This window comes from Nocardioides sp. QY071 (genome assembly GCF_029961765.1).
GTDB lineage: Bacteria > Actinomycetota > Actinomycetes > Propionibacteriales > Nocardioidaceae > Nocardioides.
Genome location: NZ_CP124681.1, coordinates 2,890,671 through 2,908,315, shown reverse-complemented (window position 1 = coordinate 2,908,315; position 17,645 = coordinate 2,890,671). Strand labels below are relative to the sequence as shown.

At 71.9% G+C, this 17,645-nt stretch carries 15 protein-coding genes; 8 read left to right on the top strand and 7 right to left on the bottom strand.

Going from position 1 to position 17,645, the window contains the following annotated elements; translation table 11 throughout:
• Window positions 1-28 precede the first annotated feature (28 nt).
• Complete coding sequence (locus QI633_RS14045; RefSeq protein WP_141798624.1) at window positions 29-418, bottom strand: hypothetical protein; 390 nt, start codon at window positions 416-418, stop codon at window positions 29-31.
• 80 nt (window positions 419-498) lie between these two features.
• The gene (locus QI633_RS14040) at window positions 499-2,439 is read right to left on the bottom strand and encodes a GMC family oxidoreductase (protein ID WP_282426142.1); all 1,941 of its coding nucleotides are present in this window, start codon (window positions 2,437-2,439) and stop codon (window positions 499-501) included.
• Window positions 2,440-2,484: 45 nt separating this feature from the next.
• Between QI633_RS14040 and QI633_RS14035 the strand changes: the two genes are divergently transcribed.
• On the top strand, window positions 2,485-3,090 hold the full coding sequence (locus tag QI633_RS14035) for a DNA-3-methyladenine glycosylase I (RefSeq protein ID WP_282426141.1): 606 nt from the start codon (window positions 2,485-2,487) through the stop codon (window positions 3,088-3,090).
• Here the strand turns inward: QI633_RS14035 and QI633_RS14030 are convergent.
• Both QI633_RS14030 and QI633_RS14025 read right to left on the bottom strand, forming a co-directional pair.
• On the bottom strand, window positions 3,074-4,024 hold the full coding sequence (locus QI633_RS14030) for an NUDIX domain-containing protein (protein WP_282426140.1): 951 nt from the start codon (window positions 4,022-4,024) through the stop codon (window positions 3,074-3,076). The two genes, QI633_RS14035 and QI633_RS14030, sit on opposite strands and share 17 nt — an antisense overlap.
• A gap of 434 nt (window positions 4,025-4,458) precedes the next feature.
• On the bottom strand, window positions 4,459-5,511 hold the full coding sequence (locus QI633_RS14025; RefSeq protein WP_282426139.1) for an IS30 family transposase: 1,053 nt from the start codon (window positions 5,509-5,511) through the stop codon (window positions 4,459-4,461).
• A 244-nt stretch (window positions 5,512-5,755) separates the two neighbouring features.
• On the opposite strand from QI633_RS14025, the gene QI633_RS14020 reads away from it, so the two are divergent.
• Window positions 5,756-6,997 (top strand): hypothetical protein, encoded by a 1,242-nt coding sequence (locus QI633_RS14020; protein WP_282426138.1) that lies wholly within the window; start codon window positions 5,756-5,758, stop codon window positions 6,995-6,997.
• A gap of 18 nt (window positions 6,998-7,015) precedes the next feature.
• Here the strand turns inward: QI633_RS14020 and QI633_RS14015 are convergent, their stop codons facing one another.
• Window positions 7,016-7,687 (bottom strand): MBL fold metallo-hydrolase, encoded by a 672-nt coding sequence (locus QI633_RS14015; protein ID WP_282426137.1) that lies wholly within the window; start codon window positions 7,685-7,687, stop codon window positions 7,016-7,018.
• Window positions 7,684-8,379 carry a maleylpyruvate isomerase family mycothiol-dependent enzyme gene (locus QI633_RS14010; RefSeq protein ID WP_282426136.1) on the bottom strand — a complete coding sequence of 232 codons (696 nt, stop codon included), beginning with the start codon at window positions 8,377-8,379 and terminating at the stop codon, window positions 7,684-7,686. Before QI633_RS14010 ends, QI633_RS14015 begins: the two co-directional genes overlap by 4 nt.
• A 148-nt stretch (window positions 8,380-8,527) precedes the next feature.
• Here QI633_RS14010 and uvrA point away from each other — a divergent pair, with 148 nt between their 5' ends.
• The 3 genes from uvrA to QI633_RS13995 are packed head-to-tail and all read left to right on the top strand — an operon-like array spanning window position 8,528 to window position 12,493.
• A complete protein-coding gene (uvrA, locus tag QI633_RS14005; protein ID WP_141798630.1) occupies window positions 8,528-11,545 on the top strand; it encodes an excinuclease ABC subunit UvrA in 3,018 nt (1,005 codons plus the stop codon).
• 34 nt (window positions 11,546-11,579) lie between these two features.
• Window positions 11,580-12,068, top strand: a complete 489-nt coding sequence (locus QI633_RS14000) for a Rieske (2Fe-2S) protein (RefSeq protein WP_282426135.1) — start codon at window positions 11,580-11,582, stop codon at window positions 12,066-12,068.
• On the top strand, window positions 12,065-12,493 hold the full coding sequence (locus QI633_RS13995) for a Rieske (2Fe-2S) protein (RefSeq protein ID WP_282426134.1): 429 nt from the start codon (window positions 12,065-12,067) through the stop codon (window positions 12,491-12,493). Before QI633_RS14000 ends, QI633_RS13995 begins: the two co-directional genes overlap by 4 nt.
• Here the strand turns inward: QI633_RS13995 and QI633_RS13990 are convergent.
• Window positions 12,394-13,767: a pyridine nucleotide-disulfide oxidoreductase gene (locus tag QI633_RS13990; RefSeq protein WP_282426133.1), complete on the bottom strand. Its 1,374-nt coding sequence runs from the start codon at window positions 13,765-13,767 to the stop codon at window positions 12,394-12,396. The genes QI633_RS13995 and QI633_RS13990 overlap by 100 nt on opposite strands.
• A gap of 67 nt (window positions 13,768-13,834) precedes the next feature.
• Between QI633_RS13990 and uvrC the strand changes: the two genes are divergently transcribed.
• Genes uvrC through yvcK form a run of 3 tightly spaced genes read left to right on the top strand, consistent with a single transcriptional unit; the run spans window position 13,835 to window position 17,625 of the window.
• Window positions 13,835-15,793, top strand: a complete 1,959-nt coding sequence (gene uvrC, locus QI633_RS13985) for an excinuclease ABC subunit UvrC (RefSeq protein ID WP_141798633.1) — start codon at window positions 13,835-13,837, stop codon at window positions 15,791-15,793.
• Complete coding sequence (rapZ, locus tag QI633_RS13980) at window positions 15,786-16,652, top strand: RNase adapter RapZ (protein ID WP_222117816.1); 867 nt, start codon at window positions 15,786-15,788, stop codon at window positions 16,650-16,652. Before uvrC ends, rapZ begins: the two co-directional genes overlap by 8 nt.
• Window positions 16,645-17,625 carry a uridine diphosphate-N-acetylglucosamine-binding protein YvcK gene (yvcK, locus tag QI633_RS13975; RefSeq protein ID WP_282426132.1) on the top strand — a complete coding sequence of 327 codons (981 nt, stop codon included), beginning with the start codon at window positions 16,645-16,647 and terminating at the stop codon, window positions 17,623-17,625. The genes rapZ and yvcK overlap by 8 nt, the downstream gene beginning before the upstream one ends.
• Window positions 17,626-17,645 lie beyond the last annotated feature (20 nt).

The window sequence follows — 17,645 nt, the reverse complement described above, 5'->3', positions numbered from 1 at the left end:
CGGCCGTCCGTCTGTGTGGCTACCGGCCTCAGGCGGTCGGGGCCGGGGTGGCCGGCTGGGCGGCCAGGCACTTGTCGAGGCGCGCCTGCGCGTGCTCGACGCGCTGCACCTGGAACTTCTTGGCCTTCTGGACGTGCTGCTTCTTCTCCTTGGCCGTGGCGAGCTCGGCCTTGGCGTTGCGCTTCTCCTGGGCCGTGTCGGAGGCCTTGACCTCGGCCTTCGCCTCGGCGACGGCCTCCTTCTTGGCGGCGAGCTTCGCGGTCAGCGACTCGAGCTTGGCCTCGGCCTTGTCGAGCTGCGCCTGCTGCTTCGCGCAGGGGGCGTCGGTGGGCGGCGCGGCCACGGCGCCGGTCAGCGGCGCGACGGTGAAGCCGAGGGCGAGCACGGCCGCGGCGGCGGCGGTACGGGCGAGAGTCATGGGTGACGCTCCTTTTCGTTGGTCGAATCGTTCGTCACCCGGTACATGTCGCTGACCGGCCCGTGCGTTACATCGCTGCCTCAGCGCATCCGGGCGGCGAGCCTGGTCGCGGTCATGTGGGCGATCGACTCGATCGAGATCATCGGGTTGACGCCGGAGGCGGTCGGGAAGCAGGAGCCGTCGGCGACGTACAGCCCCTCGACCTCCCACGTGCGTCCGTCCGGGTCGACCGCGGACGTGTCGCGCGAGCCGCCCATCCGTGCGGAGCCCATGATGTGGAGCGCGGCGAGGGCGAGGGTGGCGGGCGCAGCACCGGCCGCGCGCAGGTCCTGCTCGAAGGTCGTGGCGGAGCCGCGGACGCCCGGCTCGTAGCTGACCGTGCGGTGGTGGGTCGAGGCGATCCAGCGGGCGCCGGCGGCCTCCGCGATCCGGGCGCCACCGACCAGGCCCTGGACCAGGTGGTCGGTGTCGCGCGGGGACAGCCGGTAGCGGACGACGGGCTCGCCGTGCCGGTCGACCTGCACGGTGCCGCCCGGGTCGCGGTCGCGCACGATCACGGCGACGCCCAGCGTGTGCCGCAGCTCGTTCATGCGGCGCCGGAAGTCCTCGGCGCCGCGCCAGTTGACGAAGCCGGTGCCGAACGCCGGCGTCAAGGGGGCGGTCTCGAAGAGCACGCCGTACCCGTCGCCGTCGAGGTCGGTGAGCGCATCGACGTACCGGCTCTGCATGGCGCCCACCCATCCGTCGACAGGCTCCTCCATCCGGCCCCAGACGGCGGTGGCGGGGTGCAGGCGGAGGTGGCGGCCGATGTTGGGGTTGGTCAGCCCGCTGCGCTGGAGCAGTGCCGGGGTCTGGATCGCGCCCGCCGCGACCACGACGGCGCGGGCGCGGACCTGGACCCGGTGGCCGTCCGCGGTGACGCCCTCGATCCCCGTCGCGCGCCCGAAGCTCGTCGTGACGGTGCGGACCGTGACACCGGTGCAGATCCGGGCGCCCGCGTGGGCCGCGTCCTCGAGCCAGGTCTTCGCCGTGGACTGCTTGGCGCCGAGCCGGCAGCCCATCCCGCACCGGCCGCACTCGACGTCCTGGTCGCACCCGACCACGTTGCGCGGCATCGCGGCCACGTCCCAGCCCAGCGCCCGGGCGCCCCGCTCGAGGATCGCGTCGCGCGGGGCAGCCTTGTCGTGGTCGGTGTTGACGCCGAGGCGGGTGCACACGGCGTCCATCGAGGCGGTGTACTCACCGGTGGCGAACTGGGGTACGCCGTGCCCGGCCCACTCCTCGCGCACGCGGTCGGGTGTGCGGAAGGACGTCGAGTAGTTCACGACGGTGCCGCCGCCGAGGCCCCGCCCGGCCAGCAGCGCCACCTGGCCCTCCGCCGTCGACTGCGGGCTCAGGGCGTAGAGCTCGAGGAAGCCGGTCTCCTCGCTGCCGTCGAAGTGCCGCTCGTCGTGCAGGCCGCCCGCCTCCAGCACGACGACGTCGAGCCCGGCGGCCGCGAGCGCCCCGGCCGCCGTACCGCCGCCGGCACCCGAGCCCACCACGACCACGTCGCAGCTCATCGTCGTGTCGTGGGTCAGCGGCATCGGCCGGACCACCGGTGTCGGCGGGTCGGCGCGGACCCCGAGCGGGCCCGGGTAGCCCATCTCGTCCCACAGTGCCTGGCCGCCGGTCATGAAGTAGGGGAGCAGGCTCGCGGTCTTCAGGCCCTGGAAGAGCACCCGCTTCGCGCCCACGCGGCTGTCGGACAGCGACAGCAGGACCTGCTCGCGCGCCGCCTGGTCGAGCTCGGAGAAGCGGCGGGGGCGCCCGGTGAGGGCGAGTCCGAGCGCCCGGCTGTCCCACGCGTCGAGGAGCGCCCGCAGCTGACGTACCTCGCCGGTGCGCGGGTTCGCCTCCGCGATCCGCAGCGCCAGCTCGTGGGCGCCGACCTCGGTCGGGGCCGGGACGCCGTCGCCACCGGGGGCGAAGGTGTCGGCGATGAGGCCCATGGCCCTGACCTGCCGCGCAGTGAACGCCATGACGGGACTGTAGGGCGTGTCGGTGGGTCGTGGGAGGGTCTCGGCATGACTGCTGTGCCCGGTCCCGACGGCCTGCCCCGCTGCCCGTGGGCCGTCAGCGCCCCGGAGTTCCCCGCCTACCACGACACGGAGTGGGGCTTCCCGGTCGTCGACGACCAGCGGCTGTTCGAGAAGGTCAGCCTCGAGGGCTTCCAGTCCGGCCTGAGCTGGCGCACCATCCTGGTGAAGCGTCCCGCCTTCCGCGCCGCCTTCGCGGGCTTCGCCTTCGACGTGGTCGCGGGCTACGACGAGGCCGACGTCGCCCGGCTGCTCGCCGACGCCGGGATCGTGCGGCACCGCGGCAAGATCGAGGCGGTGATCAACAACGCCGGCCGCGCGCTCGACCTGGTCGAGGAGCGCGGCTCGCTGGCGGCGTACTTCTGGGGCTTCGAGCCGCCCCTGTCCGAGCTGGGCGACCCGCAGACCCTCACCACCTCGCCCGCCGCCGTCGCGATGTCGAAGGACCTCAAGAAGCGCGGCTGGCGGTTCGTCGGGCCGACCACCGCGTTCGCGTTCATGCAGGCGATGGGGCTGGTCAACGACCACGTCACGGGCTGTGTGACCCGTGAGGAGGTCGCCCGCGCCCGGGCCGGCTTCACGCCCCCGGCGTGAGGGGCTGCGCCTCGACGACCCAGACCGTGTTGCCATCGGCATCGGCGACGGAGAACATCAGCGGCACCGGGCCCTCGCCGCCCATGAGCTCGCCGACGACGACCCCCTCGTGCGAGAGGCGGGACCGCTCCCCGCGGACGTCCGTCGCCTCCACGCCGACGGCGCCCCCGCCCGGCGCGGAACCGTCCCAGGCGACGTTGAGCGCCAGCACCGCGACCGATCCCGGCGGCGCGACCTCCACCCATCGGCCGGCGGCCTCGCCCTCGCCGAACGCGAGGTCCGAGCGCAGCTCCCAGCCGAGCGGTCCGGTGTAGAACGCGACGGCGGCGTCCTGGTCGGCGACGGTGAACATGGCGGTGGCGAGCGAGGTCACGGTGGTCACCTCCCGAGACTCCCACAGCGGTTCCACGCCGTGAAGCCACGCGCCCAGCACCGCCACGGTGTCCGGCACGAACTCCCGCGTCGCCAGCATCTCCCGCAGCCGCTCGACGCTCACCCACTCGCCCCAGGCGACCTCCTCGGCCTGCCAGGTGATCGGGCCGTCGTAGACGCAGGTGTAGGCGAACGCGTGGTACGACGTGTGCGCGTCGGTGTAGTCGTCCTCGCCCAGCGGTTGGAGGTCGACACCGGTGACCCCGAGCTCCTCGGCCGCCTCGCGCACCGCGGCGTCGTACGGGTCCTCGCCGGCCTGGAGGACCCCGCCGGCCGCGAAGTCATAGCAGCCGGGGAAGACGTCCTTGGTGTCGGTGCGCCGGTGGACGTAGACCTCGCCCGCGCTGTTGCGCACCACGACCAGGGTCGCCGCGTGGCGCAGGTTCCGGGCCCGCATCTGTGAGCGCGGCACCGACTCGCCGGTCGGGCGGCCGTCGGCGCCGTACAGGGCGACCTGTTCCTCAGCGGGTCCGGTCGGGGCGTCGTGGGACGGTCCAGGCATGTCCTCATCCTTCCGTCTCGGTGGTTGCGGTGCGAGGAGCGCCCGCGACGAGCCTCGGAACCTCCGGGCAATCCGCGCTGACTGTCCGCGGGCTTCGGCTGCATAGCCGGCACAGTGCGGTAAGGCGCAGCAACGACGAAGGTCCGTAGGAGCCGGGTTCTGCGGTCGGCCTGCGGTTCCCGCCAGGAGGTCGAGGAGGTCGCGCAGCGACCGTCACGAGACCACCGGGGCCGTACGTGGCAACTGTCCGCGGGCCTCGGGTACGTAGCCGGTCGCGTTCCGAAGAGCAGCGACGAAGACGGTCGGGAGGTCGCCGGGTTCCCCGGTCGGGATGCGGTCTGCACGGTCGGAAACCCCTAGAAACAAGGCGAAAGTCTCCTCCAACCTCTTGGAGTCGAACATATGTTCTAGTAGAATGGGTGCATGAGGCGGACTCAACCCGCTGTTGCAACGAGTGCCTCGTTGAGCACCTGTCCGGGAGTTTGCCAGTTGAGCGTCATGCGGGGCCGGGTGTTGAGCCGCAGCGCCACGTCGTCGCACTCGGTCTGAGTGACTCCAGTCAGGTCAGAGCTCTTGGGCCAGTACTGGCGGAGCAGGCCGTTGGTGTTCTCGTTGCTGCCGCGCTGCCAAGGCGAGTAGGGATCGCAGAAGTAGACGCTCACACCGGTCTCGACCTTGAACCTGGCGTGTTCGGCCATCTCGGTGCCGCGATCCCAGGTGATCGACTTCACCAGGTCGGTGGGCAGCGTGGCGATCAACTGTGCCAGCGTCATCCGGGTCGTCTCGGCGGTGTGCCGGCCGGGGATCGGGGCCAGCAGCACGTACCGGCTCGAGCGCTCCACCAATGTGATGATCGACCCCTTGCCCTTGGCGCCCATCAGCAGGTCACCCTCCCAGTGCCCAGGTACAGCGCGGTCTTCTACCTCGGCGGGACGTGCGCTGATCAGCACATCATCACTGAGTCGGATGCTGCTGCGTTTTGCGGCACTGGCCTGCGGCTTTCGTTGCATCCGCTTCGAACGCAGGTGCTGTGTGAGCTCCCGCTTGAGCTGGCCCTTGGTCTGAACGAACAGCGCCTGGTAGATCGTCTCGTGGGACACCCGCATCGCCTCGTCATCGGGGAACATCACCGGCAGCATCGCCGCGATCTGCTGCGGGGACCAGTCGGCCCGCAGCAGTTCCCAGACCTTCTCCCGCAACGGGCCATGGTCAAGCCGGCGCCGGCACCGCCGACGTGCCCGCCGATCGGCGAACTCCTGGGCCGAGGCTGCGTCATATCGATTCCGGTAGCCCTTGCCGCCGCCGCGCGCGATCCGGCCTCGCACCGACCTTGACCCGTACCCGGTAGCCCGGTGTCGACGCAGCTCACGCGAGATCGTCGAGGGATGTACCCCCACCAACGCTGCGATCGTCCGCTGCGGCAGACCAACTCGATAACCCCGCTCGATCACCGACCGCTTCTCAGCGGTCAAACGCTTTCCTGCCATCCGCGCAACCTCCACTTTCCCGCATGGAGTTGCAACAGCCGATTGAAACCGCCTGATCTCGGACCTCTCGGATGCCACGCCGGAGCAGCTGCTCCGCGCGGCCGAGGACGGCGTCCGGGATCGGCGGAAGGCCGAGGTCCGGCAGCTCGAGCTGCTGCTCGCGTGGGCCGACCTGCACTCCGGTGACCCGCAGGTCGAGCCCGGCGCGGTACCAGTGAGGTTCGGTGGACCGCGGCTCATCTCGTTGGGTGGGGACGGGACTCCGGAGGTCGCCGACCTCGCGCTGGTGGAGATGGCGATCGCCCGGCACGAGCACGTGCTCGCGACCCGTGGCGCGCTGGCCGATGCGTTCGACCTGCGCCACCGCCTCCCCGCCGTATGGGAAGGCGTGAAGTCCGGCCGGTGCGAAGTGTGGGTGGTGCGGCGGGTCGCACGGATGTCCCGCGCGCTCGACCGCCACCAAGTTGCGCTCGTCGATACCGCCGTCGCATCTGCTCTGGACCAGTCGCCGTCGCGGATCCTTGCCATCGCCGAGGCCAAGGTGATCGAGGCCGACCCCACCGCTCATCAGACCCGGATCGACAAGAACCAGAACGACAAGGGTGCCTGGTACCCCAAGCCCCGCCCGGGCTCCCAGGCCGACGACAACGATGCGGTCAACACTGCCGGTATCGGGACCGTGTTCGCCCGGCTCGACGAGGCCGACGCCCTCGCCCACCAGCACACGGTCGACGACCTCGCGGCTGCCCTCGCCGAGCACGCCGACGTCCCCGAGGGCGCCGAACCACTGTCGATGGAGCACTGGCGGGCCGAGGCGTTCGCGATGCTCGCCGACCCCGCCGCCGTCCTCGCGTTCCTCCACGGCATCGACGACACCCCGGGCACCTCGGAGGTCGAGGAGGTTGCGCAGCAACCGTCACGAGACCCCCGCCGGTCCGCGGAGATCGTTGTCCACGTCGCGCTCGACGACACCGGCGCCCTCGGACCCGTTGCCCGGGTCGAGAGCCTCGGCCCACGACTCCTCACCCAGGTGAGCGACCTCCTGGGTCGCCACACGACCATCACCGTGCAGCCCGTCATCGACCTGCACACCGGACGCTCGGTCAACGGCTACGAACACCCCACCGACATCAAACAGCGCACCCGGCTACGCACGGTCGGGGACGTGTTCCCCCACGCCACCGGCCTCTTCGCGAAACACGGCCGGACACCGGATCACGACCACACCACGCCGTACGACAAGCACGGACCACCCGGCCAGACCGGCGACCACAACGACACCCCGCTCGCCCGGCACCACCACCGGGCCAAGACCCACGTGCCCGGCTACACGGTGATGCAGCTCGGACCCGACAAGTGGATCTGGGGCACACCCCACGGCCTCTACAGACTCGTCACCGGCGGCGGCACCACCGCGATCACCCGAGCCGAGTACCTGCTCCATGCGCAGGACGCGATCGTCCTCGCGGAGGGCTACGCCGCCTGAGGGTGGCGCACCTCGGGCCTACCAGCCCCGCTCGCGCCACTCCGCGACGTGCGGCCGCTCGACGCCGAGCTGCGAGTCGTTGCCGTGGCCCGGGTAGAACCACGTGTCGTCCGGCAGCGCGCCGAACAGCTTCGTCTCGACGTCCCCGATCAGCGACACGAACGCATCGGCATCGCCGAAGGTCCCGCCGACGCCGCCGGGGAACAGGGAGTCGCCGGTGAACAGGTGGGGATGCCCGGCGGGGTCGCGGTAGAGCAGGCAGATCGAGCCGGGGGTGTGGCCGGTGATCCGGATGACCTCGAGCTCGCAGGAGCCGACCGGCACCCTGTCGCCGTCGGTGACGCGCCGGGAGACCGGGACGCCGGTCTGCTCGGTGATGGCGTCGGCGTCGGGCTCACCCGCGACGACCTCCGCCCCCGTCTGTCGTACGACGTCGGCCAGCGCCCGGTGGTGGTCCCAGTGCTGGTGGGTGGTGACGACGGCCGACAGCCCGTCCGCGCCGATGAGCGGGAGCAGCACCTCGGGCGAGGCGGCGGCGTCGATGAGGACCTGGTCGCCGGTGTCGGTGCAGCGCAGCAGGTAGCAGTTGTTCGACATCTTCTCGTCGACGGCGACCTTCGTGATGGTCAGCCCGGCCAGCTCGCGCACGTCGGCGGGACCGCCGACCGTGACCTCTCCGGTGTAGCTCATCGTCCCTCCAGGCTCGGCAGCGTTCCGGTCGTGCTCGAGACTACTGGCGCCGCGGTGCGGCCGGTCGCCCACCAGGCGAGGGCGCCGAGCGGGCCGCTCACGGTCGGGGCGTCGGCGGCGGGGGAGCCGAAGGCCCAGCGGGCGGGCTCGTCGGTGGCGACGACGTGGAAGCCGGGGCCGTCGTACCGCTCGGCATCGTCGTGCAGGAACGTCATCGCGGTGCTCGGTGGCCAGTCGGAGGCGGAGTAGCCGGCGCCGAGGTCGGCGTGGTGGATCTCCACCTCCCTCAGCCGGAGGTGCGGTACGGCGTTGGCGGACATCAGTCGTCCGCCGGGGGTGCGCTCGAAGGTCGTGCCCGGGGCCAATCCGGCGGCGACGTCGAGCACCGCGGCGAGGCTCGCGGACCCGGCGACCAGGCGCGCGAGGACCTCCTGCGGGGGCGCGGTGGCGAGCACGGCGATGTCGCCGTCCCTCGCCTCGTCGGAGGAGTACATGCTCGCCGGAGCACCGTCGCGGATGCCGCGGAGAACCCCGGCGAGGCTCTCGGCGTTGAGCGCGAGGTGGGCGAGCACGTGGCCGCGGCTCCAGCCGGTGCACAGCGACGGGGCGGCCCAGTCGGCGGCGGGCAGGGCGCGGGCGGTGGCGAGGAGCCGGTCGGTGGCGGCGGCGAGGGTGGAGGTGGGGGAGGTCACGCCCCCATCATCCACATCCCGGCCTGCGCGAACAGGGCGGGTGTCGGTGCCGGGTGAGAGGCTGTTCCCTGTGCGTCGCGGCTTGCCCGCCGGCGTACGATGGCGAACACTTGTTCGAAGACGTCGAGACTCTCAAGAGGGACCGGTAGTGACCGATCAGCTGATCATCCGTGGGGCACGCGAGCACAACCTCAAGGACGTCTCGATCGACCTTCCCCGCGACTCCCTCATCGTGTTCACCGGCCTGTCCGGCTCGGGCAAGTCCAGCCTCGCGTTCGACACGATCTTCGCCGAGGGCCAGCGGCGCTACGTCGAGTCGCTGTCGGCCTACGCCCGACAGTTCCTCGGCCAGATGGACAAGCCCGACGTCGACTTCATCGAGGGCCTCTCGCCCGCGGTCTCGATCGACCAGAAGTCGACGTCCAAGAACCCCCGCTCGACCGTCGGCACGATCACCGAGGTCTACGACTACCTCCGTCTGCTCTACGCCCGGGCCGGCCGCGCCCACTGCCCGACCTGCGGCGCACCGATCGAGCGGCAGACGCCGCAGCAGATCGTCGACCGGATGCTCGCGCTCGAGGAGGGCACCCGGTTCCAGGTGCTGGCGCCGGTCGTCCGCGGCCGCAAGGGCGAGTTCGTCGAGCTGTTCCGTCAGCTGCAGTCCCAGGGCTTCTCCCGGGCCCGGGTCGACGGGGAGACGCACAACCTCGACAACCCGCCCACGCTCGACAAGAAGTACAAGCACACCATCGACGTCGTCGTCGACCGGCTCGCGGTCAAGGAGTCGGCCAAGCGCCGGCTCACCGACTCGGTCGAGACCGCGCTCGGCCTGGCCGGTGGACTGGTCGTGTTCGACCTCGTGGACAGCACCGAGCCCGGGGGCCAGGAGCTCAAGTTCTCCGAGAAGATGGCGTGCCCCAACGACCACCCGATCGAGACCGACGACCTCGAGCCGCGCTCCTTCTCGTTCAACTCGCCCTTCGGCGCCTGCCCTGCCTGCACCGGCCTCGGCACCCGGATGGAGGTCGACCCCGAGCTGGTCGTCCCCGACCCGACCGCGACCCTGGCCGAGGGTGCGCTGCAGCCGTGGAGCCACGCCCACGTCGCCGACTACTTCGGCCGGCTGCTGATCGCGCTCGGCGAGGAGCTCGGCTTCGACGTCGACACGCCGTGGGAGCAGCTCACGCCCAAGGCCCGCAAGGCGATCCTCGAGGGCCACCCGACCAAGGTGCACGTCGTCACCCGCAACCGCTACGGCCGCGAGCGCTCCTACTACGCCGACTTCGAGGGCGTGCGCACGTACGTCGAGCGCCGCCACCGCGAGGCCGAGAGCGACACCAGCCGGGAGCGGTTCGAGGGCTTCATGCGCGAGGTCCCGTGCCCGGTGTGCGCCGGCAGCCGGCTCAAGCCGGTGTCGATGTCGGTGACCCTCGGCGCCCGCGACAGTGCTGACGGACGCGGCGGCAAGAACATCGCCGAGGTCTGCGCACTGCCGATCAACGAGGCCGCCGCCTACCTCGCCGACCTCGACCTGTCGCCGCGCGAGCGCCAGATCGGCGAGCGGGTGCTCAAGGAGATCCAGGAGCGGCTCAACTTCCTGCTCGACGTGGGCCTCGACTACCTCTCGCTCGACCGGCCCTCGGGCTCGCTGTCGGGCGGTGAGGCCCAGCGGATCCGGCTCGCGACCCAGATCGGCGCCGGCCTGGTCGGCGTCCTCTACGTCCTCGACGAGCCGTCCATCGGTCTCCACCAGCGAGACAACCAGAAGCTGATCGAGACCCTGGTCCGGCTCAAGGACCTCGGCAACACCCTGATCGTCGTCGAGCACGACGAGGACACCATCCGGGTCGCCGACTGGATCGTCGACATCGGGCCCGGTGCCGGCGAGCACGGCGGCCAGGTCGTCCACTCAGGCACGGTCAAGGACCTGCTCGAGCACCCCGACTCGATGACCGGGCAGTACCTCTCCGGTCGTCGCGAGATCCCCGTGCCCGCCATCCGCCGTCCGCGGACCAAGGGCCGCGAGCTCAAGGTGATCGGCGCCCGCGAGCACAACCTGAAGAACGTCGACGTCGCATTCCCGCTCGGCGTCTTCACCGCGGTCACGGGCGTGTCCGGCTCCGGCAAGTCCACGCTGGTCAACGACATCCTCTACACCTCGCTGGCCAAGCAGATCTACAACGCCCGCGCCATCCCCGGACGCCACCAGAGGATCACCGGCCTCGAGCACGTCGACAAGGTGATCCACGTCGACCAGTCGCCGATCGGCCGCACCCCGCGGTCCAACCCGGCGACCTACACCGGCGTCTTCGACCACGTCCGCAAGCTGTTCGCGCAGACGCCCGAGGCGAAGATGCGCGGCTACCAGCAGGGCCGGTTCTCGTTCAACGTCAAGGGCGGCCGCTGCGAGGCGTGCGCCGGCGACGGCACGATCAAGATCGAGATGAACTTCCTGCCGGACGTCTACGTCCCGTGCGAGGTCTGCCACGGCGCCCGCTACAACCGCGAGACGCTGGAGGTGCACTACAAGGGCAAGACCATCGCGGAGGTCCTCGACATGCCGATCGAGGAGGCGCAGGAGTTCTTCGCCGCCGTGCCGGCGATCGCGCGGCACATGACCACACTGACCGAGGTCGGGCTGGGCTACGTCCGGCTCGGGCAGCCGGCGACCACGCTGTCCGGTGGCGAGGCGCAGCGGGTCAAGCTCGCCGCCGAGCTGCAGAAGCGGTCCACCGGGCGCACGGTCTACGTGCTCGACGAGCCGACCACCGGCCTGCACTTCGAGGACATCCGCAAGCTGCTCGGCGTGCTGTCCGGCCTGGTCGACAAGGGCAACACCGTCCTGGTCATCGAGCACAACCTCGACGTCATCAAGACCGCCGACTGGCTGATCGACATGGGTCCCGAGGGTGGCTCCCGCGGCGGCACCGTGGTCGCCGAGGGCACGCCCGAGGACATCGCGGCGACCGCGGGCAGCCACACCGGCGCCTTCCTCAGGCCGCTGCTCGAGGGACGCTCCGCGCGCCAGCCGACGGGCCTCAAGCGGGCCCCGGCAGCGGCGGTCAAGGCACCGGCCAAGAAGGCCGCCGCCAAGAAGACGGCAGCGAAGAAGGCGCCCGCCAAGAAGGCACCTGCGAAGAAGAGCGCGGCGAGGGCGGGCTCATAGGTCGCTCTCAGGAGCGGACCGTAGCCTGACGCCCATGACTTCCTCGGTGAGCAGGAGACGGGCCCTCGCGGGCGCCGCCACCCTCGGTGTCGGCGTCCCCCTGCTGGCGGCCTGCGGCGACGACTCGACCGCCGCCACGGACCCGGCGACGACCCCTGACCCCACCTCGGCCGCGCCCACGACGGCGCCGACGACAGCGACCACGACCGCCGACGCCGGCGCTGCGACCGGGGGCGCGACCGGCCTGGTCGCCGCGGCCGACGTGCCGGTCGGCGGTGGTGTGGTCCTCAAGGCCGAGGAGATCGTGGTGACCCAGCCGACCGCGGGCGACTACAAGGCGTTCTCGGCGCTGTGCACCCACCAAGGCTGTCTGGTCGGCTCGGTGAGCGACGGCTCGATCCACTGCCCGTGCCACAACAGCCTGTTCTCCGCGGTCGACGGGTCCGTGGAGAGCGGTCCGGCGAGCGGTCCCCTCGCCGCGGTCGCGGTCAGCGTCGTCGACGGGCAGGTGCAGCGCGCATGACGCCGCGTACGACGATCGGTGAGGTCCGCGCCAGCCGCCGCATCGTCTTCTCCGGCCTGGGCGCCCTCGGTGTCGCCGCCGCCCTGGCCGGGTGCGCCGGCAGCGACGGCGGCTCGACGAAGACGAAGGTGAGCGCCGGCACCGAGCTCGCGTCCACGTCGGAGGTCCCGGTCGGGGGCGGCATCATCCTGGCCGACCAGAAGGTCGTGATCACCCAGCCCACCGCGGGGACGTACGACGCGTTCAGCGCCGTGTGCACCCACCAGGGTCTCCTGGTGACCTCGGTCGAGGACGGCACCATCCACTGCGCCAACCACGGCTCGTCCTACTCCGCGACCACCGGTGCGGTCGAGGGCGGCCCGGCGCCGTCGGCATTGGCGAAGGTCGACATCAAGGTCGAGGGCAACAAGATCCTCGCCGCCTGATCGGCGGCCGACCGGCGCCACGCGCGATCCCTCGGCGACACCCTGCGGTCGAGCCGCGCGTCGAGGACCTGCCGCGCCTCGTCGTACCGGCCCGCGCGGAGCAGCGCCGCGATCCGAGCCTCCTCGACGATCTCGCGCTGGGCGTCCGACCCGCCGAGTCGCCACGTCGACGACGCCAGAGCCGCGAGCCGGTCGGCGGCGGCCGAGGAGCGACCGGCCGCGAGCAGGCCCAGCGCCGTCGCCAGCGGAGCGACCACCTCGCGGTGCGTCGGACTCGGGTGGTGGGCGCACCAGGCGGCCAGGTCCCGCAAGCCCGCCCGGTCGCCGGTCGCCAGCAGCGCGACCGCCGCGTGCAGGCCCAGGAACGCCGTCCCGGGCCGCTCGAGCACGTCGCGGCCGGTGACGGCGACGACCTCCGCGAGCGGAGGCACGTCGGTGGCGTCCGGGGTGATCGCCCAACGGAACAGCAGCGACCCGCTGTCGACGAGTGCTCGGCAGCCGACCGCCTGCCGCGGCTGGAGCTGGCGTTCGTACCGCGCGCGGACCGCTGCGAGGTCGCCGATCGACAGCTCGTGCAGGGCGGCGTGCCAGGAGAAGTGGGTGAGGCTGTCGGTCGAGGCACCGTCGCCGAGGATCCAGCCGTCCATCCACGCCAGCCCGGCCGCGTGGTCGCCCGTCTCGTAGTGGGCGTGCGTCCGGGCATGGGCCGCGTGGCCGCCCGAAGGCTCGGCTGCCAGGGAGCGGCAGGAGAGCTCCATCGCGTCGTCGAACCGACGCTGCTCCTGGCGCACGAACGCCATCAGGCCGGTGATCCAGGGGTCGTCGCCGTACGCCGGCGCCGCGTCCTCCGCGATCCGCCACGCCTGCTCGGGGACGTCGGTGACGCCGGCGAACGCGATGGTCGGCATGGCGACCGAGAGCAGCAGCGCATCCCTCGGGTACGACGCCAGGTGGGCCACCAGCGGCGCCGGGTCGCCGACCAGGTGCCGCTCGATCGCGTGCACGTGGCTGCGCTCGCGCTCGCTCGCCCGCGCGGCGTGCAGCCGGGCGTCCGCGAGCCGGGCCGCGATGTCGACCTCGACGCACATCTCGTGGCCGAGCAGCGCGAGCGCCGCGTGCCCGACGGCGAAGGTCGGGTCGAGGGCGACGGAGGCGGCGATCCGGTCGGCGGCGCCGGAGCGCAGCCGCAGCAGGTCGCGGATCCCGCCGACGTAGGCGTCGGCGGCCAGGGGGCCGGTGGTGAGCTCGTAGTCGTAGGCGTCCCGACATCGCATAACTGTAGTAAAGCACGCGACTAACGCGAATAAGGAGGTGTCGGCGCCGCTCCGTAGGGTTGTGGGCGTGTCACCCGCGCTGAGCTACCGGCCGAAGGCCGGCTCGATCCCCACCCAGCCGGGGGTCTACCGGTTCCGTGACCGCAACCAGCGGGTGATCTACGTCGGCAAGGCGAAGAACCTGCGCGCCCGGCTGTCGTCGTACTTCCAGGACATCGGCAACCTGCACCCCCGCACCGCCACGATGGTCACGACCGCGACCTCGGTGGAGTGGACGGTCGTGGGGACCGAGGTCGAGGCGCTGCAGCTGGAGTACTCCTGGATCAAGGAGTATGACCCGCGGTTCAACGTGAAGTACCGCGACGACAAGTCCTACCCGTGGCTCGCGGTCACCGTGTCCGAGGAGTTCCCGCGGGTGATGGTCGGGCGCGGCGCGAAGCGCAAGGGCACTCGCTACTTCGGCCCCTACGGGCACGCCTGGGCCATCCGCGAGACCGTCGACATCCTGCTGCGCGTCTTCCCGATGCGCTCGTGCAGCAACGGCGTGTTCAAGCGGTCCAGCCAGATCGGGCGGCCCTGCCTGCTCGGCTACATCGACAAGTGCTCGGCGCCCTGCGTCGGCAACATCACGCCGGAGGACCACCGGGCGATCGTCGACGACTTCTGCGAGTTCATGGCCGGGCGCACGCGTCCGTTCATGAGGCGCATCGAGCAGGAGATGTACGCCGCGTCCGACGCCCTCGACTTCGAGAAGGCCGCGCGGCTGCGCGACGACCTCGGCGCGATGAACAAGGCGCTGGAGAAGCAGGCCGTCGTCTTCGGCGACGGCTCGGACGCCGACGTGATCGCGCTGGCCGAGGACCCGCTCGAGGTCGCGGTGCAGGTGTTCTACGTGCGCGGTGGCCGCATCCGCGGCCAGCGGGGCTGGGTCGCGGACCGCACCGACGACGGCGACACCGCCGCCCTGGTCGAGGACTTCCTGCTCCAGCTGTACGCCGGCGTCGCGCCCGAGGACGTCCGCGACGCCGTCCCCAGGGAGATCCTGGTGCCCGCCCTCCCGGCCGAGCACGCGACCTTCGAGCAGCTGCTCTCGGACCTGCGTGGCGCGAAGGTCGAGATCCGGGTCCCGCAACGCGGCGACAAGAGGACGCTGCAGGAGACGGTGGCCCGCAACGCCACCGAGTCACTCGCGCTGCACAAGACCAAGCGGGCCAGCGACCTGACCACCCGCAACATCGCGCTCGGCGAGATCGCGGAGGCGCTGGAGCTCGACGAGGCGCCGCTGCGCATCGAGTGCTACGACGTCTCCCACATCCAGGGCACCGAGATCGTCGCGTCGATGGTGGTCTTCGAGGACGGCCTGGCGCGCAAGGGGGAGTACCGCCGCTTCGTGATCAAGGACCAGGACGGCTCCGACGACGTCAAGGCGATGCACGAGGTGATCACCCGCAGGTTCCGCCGGCTGCTCGACGAGCAGGCGCGCTCGGAGCTGCGACCCGGCGACCCCGACGCCGGCACCGGCCCGATGCTGGTCGACCCCGACACCGGCCGGCCGCGGAAGTTCGCCTACGCGCCGGGCCTGGTCGTGGTCGACGGCGGTGCGCCCCAGGTGGCCGCGGCCCAGCGGGCGCTCGACGAGCTCGGCATCGACGACATCCCGGTCTGCGGCCTCGCCAAGCGGCTCGAGGAGGTCTGGGTGCCGGGCGAGGAGGACCCGGTCATCCTGCCGCGCACCTCCGAGGGTCTCTACCTGCTGCAGCGGATCCGCGACGAGGCCCACCGGTTCGCCATCACGCACCACCGCAACCGCCGCTCCAAGTCGATGGTCGAGAGCCTGCTCGACGACGTACCAGGCCTGGGGGAGGTACGCCGCAAGACGCTGCTGCGCCACTTCGGCTCGCTGCGCAAGCTGCGTGCCGCCACCGTGGAGGAGATCGCCGCCGTCCCCGGGGTGGGGCCGCGCACGGCCACCGCCATCAAGGAGGCCCTCGACGGCGGAACTGGGCACAATGACGCCCATGGATGAGACGCACGGTCAGCTCGTGGTCGTCACCGGCATGACCGGTGCCGGCCGCAGCACCGCGGCCAAGGAGCTCGAGGACCTCGGCTTCTTCGTCGTCGACAACCTCCCGCCCGGTCTGCTGCCCGAGGTGGTCCGCCTCGTCGACGAGAGCCACGGCCCGGCCCAGCCGGTCGCGGTCGTGGTCGATGTCCGGTCCGGCTCCTTCTTCCAAGGCCTGCGCAGCGCGATCGCCCACGGCGTCGCCGGCCGGGTCACCACCCTGGTCTTCCTCGACGCGACCGACGACGTGCTGGTCCGCCGCCAGGAGGCCGCGCGGCGCCCGCACCCGCTGCAGGGGGGCGGCCGGCTCCTCGACGGGCTCCAGCGCGAGCGCGGCGTCCTCGCCGACCTGCGCTCCGAGGCCGACCTGGTCATCGACACCAGCAGCCTCAACGTGCACCAGCTCACTGACCGGATCGCGGAGTCCTTCGGCACCCGCGAGACGACGCAGCTGCGGGTCTCGGTGATCAGCTTCGGCTTCAAGTACGGCATCCCGGTCGATGCCGACCACGTCGCCGACATGCGGTTCCTGCCCAACCCGCACTGGGTCCCCGAGCTGCGACCCCGCACCGGGCAGGACGCCGAGGTGTCGGCGTACGTCCTCGGCCGGCCGGGTGCCGCCGAGTTCGTCGATGCCTACGTCCCCCTGCTGTCCGGGGTCGCGGAGGGCTACCTGCGCGAGGGCAAGCGATTCATGCGGGTCGCGATCGGCTGCACCGGCGGCAAGCACCGCAGCGTGGCGATGACCGAGGAGATCGCCCGCCGGCTGGGGGAGCAGGGGTACGTCGCCCGCGCCATCCACCGCGACCTGGGCCGTGAGTGAGCGCGCGCAGGCGGTCGTGGCGCTCGGCGGCGGGCACGGCCTGCACGCCTCCCTCAGCGCCCTGCGCCACCTCGTCGACGACCTGACCGTCGACGAGCTGACCGCCGTGGTCACCGTCGCCGACAACGGCGGCTCGTCGGGCCGGCTGCGTGGCGAGTTCGGCGTGCTGCCGCCCGGCGACCTGCGGATGGCGCTGGCCGCGCTGTGCGGCGACGACGAGTGGGGCGACACCTGGGCGAAGGTGCTGCAGCACCGCTTCGAGGGCGACGGCGAGATGCGCGGCCACGTGGTCGGCAACCTGCTCATCGTCGGCCTGTGGGAGCTGCTCGGCGACCACGTCGACGCCCTCGACTGGGTCGGCCGGCTGCTCGGCGCCAAGGGCCGGGTGCTGCCGATGGCGATGACGCCGATGGACATCACCGCCGAGGTGCGCGGCCTGGTCGCCGGCGATCCCGACGCCCTCACCGCGGTGCGGGGACAGGTCGAGGTCGCCACCACCGACGGCGTGATCGCCGCGATCGCCCTCGAGCCCGCAGACCCGGAGGTGAGTCCCGCGGTTCTGGACGCGATCGGCGCTGCCGACTGGGTGGTCCTCGGGCCCGGCTCGTGGTTCAGCAGCGTGCTGCCGCACCTGCTCGTCCCGCGGCTGCGCGAGTCCCTCGTCGCGACCGACGCCCGCGTGGTCGTCGTGCTCAACCTCGAGGAGCAGGCCGGCGAGACCGGCGGCTTCGGGCCGGCCGACCACCTGGCCGTTCTCGCCGAGCACGCCCCGGACCTGGGCATCGACGTGGTGCTGGCCGACCGCACCTCGGTCGCCGACGACCTCGCCGAGCTCGAGGAGACGGTCGCGGCCCTCGGTGCCCGGCTCGTCCTCGACGACCTGGCGATCGGCGACGGGACGCCGCGGCACGATCCCGTGAGGCTCGCCACGGCGTACGCCCACGTCTTCGGCAGCGCCGAGTGGGGTTGTTGACCCGCGTGGGAGGATCGCCC

Bases quoted from the DNA above. Each gene is read 5' to 3' on its own strand.
- QI633_RS14025 (WP_282426139.1), bottom strand. From the start codon at position 5,511: ATGGCAGGAAAGCGTTTGACCGCTGAGAAGCGGTCGGTGATCGAGCGG.
- QI633_RS14015 (WP_282426137.1), bottom strand. From the start codon at position 7,687: ATGAGCTACACCGGAGAGGTCACGGTCGGCGGTCCCGCCGACGTGCGC.
- QI633_RS14030 (WP_282426140.1), bottom strand. From the start codon at position 4,024: ATGCCTGGACCGTCCCACGACGCCCCGACCGGACCCGCTGAGGAACAG.
- QI633_RS14000 (WP_282426135.1), top strand. From the start codon at position 11,580: ATGACTTCCTCGGTGAGCAGGAGACGGGCCCTCGCGGGCGCCGCCACC.
- QI633_RS14040 (WP_282426142.1), bottom strand. From the start codon at position 2,439: ATGGCGTTCACTGCGCGGCAGGTCAGGGCCATGGGCCTCATCGCCGAC.
- QI633_RS13995 (WP_282426134.1), top strand. From the start codon at position 12,065: ATGACGCCGCGTACGACGATCGGTGAGGTCCGCGCCAGCCGCCGCATC.
- rapZ (WP_222117816.1), top strand. From the start codon at position 15,786: ATGGATGAGACGCACGGTCAGCTCGTGGTCGTCACCGGCATGACCGGT.
- QI633_RS14035 (WP_282426141.1), top strand. From the start codon at position 2,485: ATGACTGCTGTGCCCGGTCCCGACGGCCTGCCCCGCTGCCCGTGGGCC.
- QI633_RS13990 (WP_282426133.1), bottom strand. From the start codon at position 13,767: ATGCGATGTCGGGACGCCTACGACTACGAGCTCACCACCGGCCCCCTG.
- QI633_RS14045 (WP_141798624.1), bottom strand. From the start codon at position 418: ATGACTCTCGCCCGTACCGCCGCCGCCGCGGCCGTGCTCGCCCTCGGC.